Genomic DNA, 2,984 nt, shown 5'->3' on the forward strand with positions numbered 1-2,984 from the left:
TAAGGAAACTTAGTAGTTATTTCATTTACTTTGTTTTTGATAATATCTAAACCAAATTGTGTTGAACGTGGATCTTCAGTGACCTGAATTGAAGATTTCATTAATGAACCTTGCACCCCACTTTCGTTAAAGTCGATAGTATAATCATCAAGATACTTTCTTGCTAATTGCTGTGATACCGTTTCATTACGAGTAGTGATGTAGGAAAGTTTAAAGATATTACGAGCTATCTCTGAAGGTAAACCGGATTTACCAATGTATTGAGAAGAAGTAACGGTAGCTTTATCAAAATCTGAAGTTTTACTTTGAACTAACTGGCGTTCAGTATCGTCCATTGAATTCATCTTCTGTACACCCTGTGCAATAATGGTTGGATCAATACCAGCTTCAGTAGCACCAACCAGCATTGCAACGTTGCCATATAAAGCCATACCATCTTTATCAGAACCTAATACTGTTGCGAGAGCAGCCGGGTTAGATTTATAAAGTTGCATTAGTTCATTTAGTTCTGGAGTCTTGCCAAAGTCTAATTGTCCATTAATACCAGCCGCATTAAATTGAACTTGAGCTTGGTTAACTTTATTTTGAAGTAGAAGATTAAGACCTTGCCCCTTTGGTGTACGTGCAGACATATAGAGAATCTTTTCTGATTTCTGATCTGCGGTAAGATTATTATCACTCATCACATTATTATAATAACGGTTAGCCGCATTAACTGTATCTTCAGTTGTGAACTTTCCTAACGCTTCATTAGTAGCTTGACCATTCATATCAATGACAGCATTAGTGTTTCCGAATGCCGCTTGTTGCATCTGTGAATAAATTACATCTGCACGTCCATCTGCTTGTGTTTGTTTAGCTTGAAGTGCAGCATTCTGATCATTAATTTGGCGTTGCATATTTTCAGTTTGCTGTTGCAACGTGAATAACTGTTGACGTTCTGGTGTTTCCATTTGCCCATATTGAGTTTTGTTTAGTTTTTCATGTAGACCAGCAATAGCAGACAAACGTTGTGATGGATCTGACATTGATTGAATACGTTGGATTTCTCCATTGAAATCATCACGAGCTTTACGATCCATACTGTACGTGGATGCATCACTTGCTTGTTGATATTTCTGCATACTTGCTTCACCGTACATCTGAACGGGAGTTACTGAACTACCAAATACATTAAACTGACGTGTGCGGATTTCATTTATAATTGCAGCACCATTAGCAGAACCGGAAATAGTCTGCATTGCATTACCCAACTGAGAAACTTTATCTTGATCTGATAACGTAGAGTTGTTAATTAAGGATACTACTTGATCTGCAACTTGTGATGGTTGAAGATTAAATGGATTCTTAATTACTGAATTTAATTCTACTGTTTGTTGGAAGTTGGCATTAGTCCGAGTGTTTTCTGATTGCTTACGTAGAAATGATTCTTGTAATGCTAATGTACGTTGGCTTGCTTGAGCATTTAACCCTTTCTGGAATTCAGGATTATTAATATCAAAACCGTTAAGTTCTGCTACTTGTGCTGCGGCTGCCATACGTTGTGAAACAATATCATCATTTAATGACTTCTGATCTTTGTAATTGCCATTTGCAATGTTACTTTGAATTTGATTGTCAGAAAGTAGAATTGCTGATTGTGCTACTTTCTGGTGAAGTGCAGCCATAGTAAATGGATCGTCTTGATATAATAGTGTTCCATTACCAAGAGCTTGTGCACGTTGTTCAGGTGTCATTGTACGAATGATTTCATCACTACGTTCATCACCTTGTTTCTTCATTGTCTTACCATATGCATCAACGGCTACAGTTGCAGACTTGGCAAATTCAATTAGTCCACCAAGTGCATCAGTTAAACCCGTGTTGGGTTTATTAACTATTTCTTGTGTTGGCGTATAACTAAAGTTAGTTGTGGAAGTCGCTGTTCCTGTTGCCTGTTTATTCAAACGCATGTTGTCAATGACTTGACCAATTGAATTTTGAGCCATTTTATTTTCCTTATTAAATTATTTACGTAGTGAGTTAGTGGAAGTCTTATCACCAGTCGAACTACTGCCTGAAGGGAATGCATCCTTCATTGCTGAATGCATTTGATAACCTTGCATTGCACCTCCCGCACCGGAATTAATGTAGCCAAACACCTGACCCCACCCGGAAGCTTTATGTGCATCTTGATCTAATGAATTAATATTTGCCGCTGCGTTCTGTTGTGACGTTAGTTTCTGTCCAAATATTTCAGCGTAGTTACGCTTATACTCATTATCAATATTTAGTGCGTTGTTTTGAATATCAGCTTGGACTTCACGACGAGCACGATCGACACTACGACCTTTAAGACCACTTTCAGAAATTGCGTTTTCAACTGCTGATAGGTTTTGATAACCTTGTAAATTGCTGGCTGTCATTTCCTGAACAGCTTTTTCATAAGCATCTCTATCTGCAAGATTTGCCATATTTTGATTTATGTTATTTTGAATTACATATTGTTGAGCTTGTAGACGTGCTGCGTCTGCACGTTGTCCTTCTGCTTTTGCCATATCATGATTGCTTGACGCTTGCTGAGCTACTGCCGCCGCTGCTGTTACAGCCATGACTGCGGCTACTGGTAAACACATATTTACCTCCCTTTGATTATGAATAGTTTAAAATGTTCTGGAACATCTTCTGTATTAATTGGGAATTCAGCACCCATTGCTTTTAGAAAATTGATGTGTGATTTATTACCTTCCCAAACGTAGTTATAGATAATAGATTCACGTGTTAATACTTCGTCCTTATGTTCAGTCATTATTTTAATAAACTCGCGTTTATCTTCTTTAGGTGAACTCATTAATAGACTACTTGTAATGAACCAGACACATCCCCCGACTTCACCACCAACGGCTAAAGTAATACCATTATGAACCATTGCATGAACAGGGAAATTACAACTAACTTCTATTAGTTGCTGTAATAATGAAATGCTTTCATCTTTTGAAATATAC

The 2,984-nt window shown here is 37.4% G+C and carries 3 protein-coding genes; all 3 read right to left on the bottom strand.

Annotation, left to right across the window (positions count from 1 at the left end):
* On the bottom strand, positions 1-1,988 hold a 1,988-nt coding region (locus LZ634_RS22085; protein WP_234508878.1), incomplete at its 3' end, for a hypothetical protein.
* Positions 1,989-2,006: 18 nt separating this feature from the next.
* Entirely contained in the window at positions 2,007-2,615 is a 609-nt protein-coding gene (locus LZ634_RS22090; protein WP_234508879.1) for a hypothetical protein, read from the bottom strand.
* A 2-nt stretch (positions 2,616-2,617) separates the two neighbouring features.
* The coding region (locus tag LZ634_RS22095; protein WP_234508880.1) for a phage protein Gp13 family protein at positions 2,618-2,984 on the bottom strand (367 nt) is incomplete at its 5' end.

The sequence above is a fragment of the Kluyvera intermedia genome (assembly GCF_021440345.1).
GTDB lineage: Bacteria > Pseudomonadota > Gammaproteobacteria > Enterobacterales > Enterobacteriaceae > Kluyvera > Kluyvera intermedia_A.